Source organism: Paracraurococcus ruber, assembly GCF_004353985.1.
Lineage (GTDB): Bacteria > Pseudomonadota > Alphaproteobacteria > Acetobacterales > Acetobacteraceae > Paracraurococcus > Paracraurococcus ruber.
Genome location: NZ_SMOA01000375.1, coordinates 1 through 4,322, shown reverse-complemented (window position 1 = coordinate 4,322; position 4,322 = coordinate 1). Strand labels below are relative to the sequence as shown.

Sequence of the window (4,322 nt, the reverse complement as noted above, 5' to 3'; positions counted from 1 at the left end):
AGCCGGCCGCGCGGCGGCGGCAGGGCGGTGCGGTCGCGCGCCGGCGCCGGCGCGGCCAGCGCCTCCGCCAGCCGGTCCCAGGCGGCACGGGCCTGCGCCAGGTCCTGGAAGACGCCCGCCAGGCGCTCGATCGGCGCCAGCATGCGCGCCAGGATCTGCGTGCCGGCGATCATCAGGCCGATGCCGATCGTGTCCGACAGCACCATCCAGGCGCCCAGCGCGATCATCCCCGCGGTGGCCGCCAGCTTCACCGCCCGGGCCAGCGCCGCCAGCACCCCGGCCCGGGCGATGGCCGGGCGGGCGGCGGCGAACATCGCCGCTTCCCGCGCCTGCCAGCGGGCCAGCAGCCGCGGCAGCAGGCCGAGGCCGGCCACCGCCTCCGCCGCCCGCAGCGCCGCGGCATAGTCGCCGGCGATGCCCGCCGCCTCGGCATTCGCGGTGGCGAGGCCGGCCTTGCTGGCCCGGTCCCCGGCCAGCTTCAGCAGCACCAGCAGCGCCGCCACCGCCAGGCCATACAGCGCGAAGGCGGGCGAGAGCACCAGCAGCACGGCGAGGAAGAGCGGCGCCCAGCAGGCATCCAGCAGGGTCGCCGCGGCGTGGGACGCGGCGAAGCCCCGCAGCGCCTCCAGGTCCCGCAGCGGCTGCGGGTCGCCGCCGAGGCGCGACACCGCCTCCAGCGCCTCGCCTTCCAGCCGCCGCGCGAAGGCGGCCCCGGCCGCCTGCTGCGCCAGGCTGCGCAGCGCCTCGGTCGCCGATTGCAGTGCGATGACGAGGCCGATGGCCAGCAGCAGCCAGAGCGCGGCCGGCACGCTGAAGGCGGCGAGCACGATGTCGAAGACGCCCAGCATGAACAGCGGCAGGCCGAGCGAGGCGAGGGCCTGCACCAGGTTCAGCCCGGCCAGCAGCGGCAGCGCCGCCGCCGCCATCGCCCGCGCCTCCCTCAGCGGCACCGCCGGCATCTCAGCCCAGATGCCGCAGGGCGAGCGTCATCGCCGCCGCCGCGGCGGCGCCGAACAGGGCGGCGAGCAGCAGGGTCGCGGGCGACAGGCGCGGCGGCGCCGGCGTGGCGGCCAGGGCGGCCAGGCGCTCGTCCAGCCGGTTCACGAAGACCTCCACCGTCTCGACCTGCCGCGCCGTCGCCTCCTGCGCCGCGGCGATGCGGTGCAGCAGGGCGGGCGCGCCGGTTGCCTCCGGCCCCGGGGCCATTGCGGCCAGGATGGCGCGCTGCCCCTCGGCCAGGCGCTGCAGGCCGCGCTGCAGCCGGATCAGCGGCAGGCTGTCGAGGCCGGGCGGCGGCGGCACGCTGTCGAGCGGCACGGCGCCGCCATCCGCCGCCAGGGCGAGAACGGCGATGGCGTCGAGGCGCGCCGCCTGCCCCGGCGGCAGGTCGAAGCGGAAGGCATGCGCGCCGTCGCCGATGCCGCTGCGCGCCAGGTCGTCCCGCGGCAGGTCGGCCAGGGCCCGGGCGATCTCCGCCTCACCGTCGCGCAGCACCACCGTCAGCCGCGCCGAAGGCCGCGCGGGGTCCCAGGCCCAGCCGAGGATCGCGCCATCGGCCCGCGCCTCGACGAAGCCGCGCAGGCCGGCGGACATCGTGCCCTGGGGCGGCGCCGTGGCCGCCGCGCTCATGCGACCAGGCGGCGCGGCGCCGCCGCCGTCTCGTCGCGCATGCGGTGCGGCACGCCATTCTCCTCGAGGAAGAGGCGCATGTCGCGGTAGCGCTGGCGGAAGGCGCGGTTGAAGCGGTCGAACAGCGCCTGTTCCCAGTACTCCTCCAGCCGGAACTCCCGGCCGCCGAAGACGTCGAAGGAGGGGATGCCCAGCGTCTCGGCGAACTCGACCGTGCGGCTGTCATAGGTGAAGTAGACCGAGGGCACGCCGTTCGACAGCGCCATCAGGTTGCCGTGCAGCCGGTAGCCCAGCACCAGGTCGCGGGCGGCGAGGAAGCGCTCGATATCGGCGACCACGTCGGAATAGAACAGCCGCCCGTCATAGAGCCGCTCCATCGGGTCCTCCGGCCCGCGCAGCCAGCCTTCGTGCCGCAGAGCCGCCAGACCTTCCTCCCGCTGGGCCGGGGTGCCCCAGAGGATCTTCTTCTCCTCGACCTCGCCCTGCGCCATCACCTGCAGGTCGAAGCGGCGGGCGAGGTCGAGGATGCAGTCCCGCTGCAGGCCGAGATAGCGGGCGACGTCCTGGGCGTAGTCCCCGCCCACCTCACGCCGCAGGGTGAAGACCGCGCGCCGCACCTGGTCGAGCGGCGGCAGGGTGATCCGCAGCTCCGGGTCGTTGCGGCGGAAGGCTGTGGGGCAGCCGATGATGCGGGCATCGCGGATGCCGAGCTGCCAGAGCACGTCGGCGGTATAGGCGCCGCGCACGCCGAACGAGGCGGACCGCTCGGCGATCAGCGCCAGCACCCGCTTCGTCGCGTCGGAGAGCTCCAGCTTCCCCTTCTTCGGCGCCTGCGCGCCGATGCCGAAGGCGATGACCGGGATGCGCAGGCGCGACAGCACGCGCGGCGCGTCCTCCCAGTCCATGAAGGGGTGGATGTAGTTGGACCCGCGCAGGAAGGCGAAGTCGAACTCGGCGTTGTAGCGGTCGATGTCCGCATCCGTCGGGTTGCGGATCTTCAGCGGCTCCAGATGGGTGAAGCGCAGCAGCTTCAGGGAGCTGTCGAAGACGAAGGCGTCGCCGATGTTGTGGTAGTGGTGCAGGCTGCCCTGCACGTCGGTGTGGTTGTACCAGCGGACATTGTCGTGGTCGTAGACCTCGCCCGACGGGCTGATGACGAGAACGCGGGTCATGCGGGCCTCCCTGCGCGATCCCCTGGGCGCCTTGCTGGGCGATGCGGCGCGGCAGCATGGCCGGCGCCGCTTAAGCCGGGGCTAACCCGGCGCCGGCGCGCCGGCCGCGGCGCCACCGCCCCGCCGCGGGCGCGCAGCGCCCCCGCGTAGAGATCGAGATGCGCCGCGGCGCAGTCGGCGGCGCCGGGCGGCACCGGGCAGCCCGCCGAGAGCCGCGGCCAGAGCGCGCGGTCGGTCAGCGCCTCGGCCAGCCGGTCGGCCAGGTCCTCGGCGCTGCCGGTGCGGAAATGCAGCCCGTCCACCCGGTCCCGCACCTTCTCCGCCATGCCGCCGATATCGCTGCAGATGACCGGGCGGCGGTGGTGGAAGGCTTCCTGGATCACCACCGGGCTGTTCTCCCACCAGATGCTGGGCATCACCACCCAGTCCACCTGGGCCATCAGCCGCGGCAATTCCTCCGGCCGGTAGGCGCCGTGGAAGCGGGCGCGGCGGCCGGCGGCCTGCAGCAGCGCCTCGAAGCGCGTGCGGAAGGCCTCCGGCTGGTGCTCCAGGTTGCCGCCGAAGACGGCCAGCGCGGCATCCTCGCCCCAGACCGCGTCGGGCACGCGGGCGATGGCGTCCAGCACCACCTGCAGCCCCTTGAACTCGGTGACCTGGCCGAAGAAGCCGAAGCGGGCGCGGCGGCCGCCCTTCGGCAGCGGCCGCGGCGCCGCCGCCGGGCTGTCGGCCAGGCCGTTCTCGATGACCGCGAAGCGATCCCGCGGCAGGCCCCAGGCCACGAAGCGGTCGGCCAGGAAGCGCGAGGGCGAGACGTAGCGATCCGCCAGCGCCAGATGGTCCTTCAGGAAGCGCTCCCGCCGCGCCACCTGCTCCGGCGTCCAGGCCGGCTTGCAGGCGCTGCATTCGGCCGGGCTGGCGCTGTGGCAGAGCCGGTTGCGCTGCGTCTTCACCATCTGCCCGTGGTTGAGGCAGATCGGCAGGTATTCGTGGAAGGTGACGCAGATGACGGCCTGCGGCAGCACGCGCCGCAGCAGCGCCAGCAGCTCCGCGCCATAGCCGATCAGGTGGTGCACATGCACCACGTCGGGCGCCAGGTCGCGCAGCCAGTCGGCGATCGGCCCGTCCAGGTCCTCCAGCTGCCGGGTCGACAGCCATTCGTGGTCATAGCCGTCGAGATGCGCGAAGACCTCGCGCGGGCCCTGCCGCAGGCTCATCAGCGGCCCGGCGGCGTGGCGCGCCACCGGGTGGCCGGTGCGGGCGAGGTAATGCGCCTCCACCCCCGGCATCGCCGCCAGCGCGCGGAACAGCGCGTGGGAGGCGACCTCGGCGCCGCCGATGGAGAAGGCGGGATGGGCGTGGGAGACGATCAGGACGCGCATGCTTCGGTCCCCTCGGGCAGCAGCCCGGCCAGCAGGAGGCGTTCGGCGATCTGCGCCGCCGGCCGCCAGGGGGCGGGCGGCGGCACCGGGTCGGGCGCGGCCAGCCGCAGCGCCGGCAGCACGCAGGCCCGGCCGCCGGCGG

At 74.9% G+C, this 4,322-nt stretch carries 4 protein-coding genes; all 4 read right to left on the bottom strand.

The genetic code is table 11. The annotated features are described in order from the left end of the window. Window positions 1–950, bottom strand: a 950-nt coding sequence (locus E2C05_RS29280; protein ID WP_205083171.1) for an ABC transporter transmembrane domain-containing protein, incomplete at its 3' end; no start/stop codon positions are given. 10 nt (window positions 951–960) lie between these two features. After that, on the bottom strand, window positions 961–1,629 hold the full coding sequence (locus E2C05_RS29275) for a hypothetical protein (RefSeq protein WP_133223151.1): 669 nt from the start codon (window positions 1,627–1,629) through the stop codon (window positions 961–963). Next, window positions 1,626–2,801: a polysaccharide pyruvyl transferase family protein gene (locus tag E2C05_RS29270; RefSeq protein WP_133223150.1), complete on the bottom strand. Its 1,176-nt coding sequence runs from the start codon at window positions 2,799–2,801 to the stop codon at window positions 1,626–1,628. Before E2C05_RS29270 ends, E2C05_RS29275 begins: the two co-directional genes overlap by 4 nt. Further along, on the bottom strand, window positions 2,798–4,180 hold the full coding sequence (locus E2C05_RS29265) for a glycosyltransferase family 4 protein (protein ID WP_133223149.1): 1,383 nt from the start codon (window positions 4,178–4,180) through the stop codon (window positions 2,798–2,800). The genes E2C05_RS29270 and E2C05_RS29265 overlap by 4 nt, the downstream gene beginning before the upstream one ends. Window positions 4,181–4,322 lie beyond the last annotated feature (142 nt).

Coding starts and splice junctions, on each gene's coding strand:
- E2C05_RS29275 (WP_133223151.1), bottom strand. CDS start 1,629: ATGAGCGCGGCGGCCACGGCGCCGCCCCAGGGCACGATGTCCGCCGGC.
- E2C05_RS29270 (WP_133223150.1), bottom strand. CDS start 2,801: ATGACCCGCGTTCTCGTCATCAGCCCGTCGGGCGAGGTCTACGACCAC.
- E2C05_RS29265 (WP_133223149.1), bottom strand. CDS start 4,180: ATGCGCGTCCTGATCGTCTCCCACGCCCATCCCGCCTTCTCCATCGGC.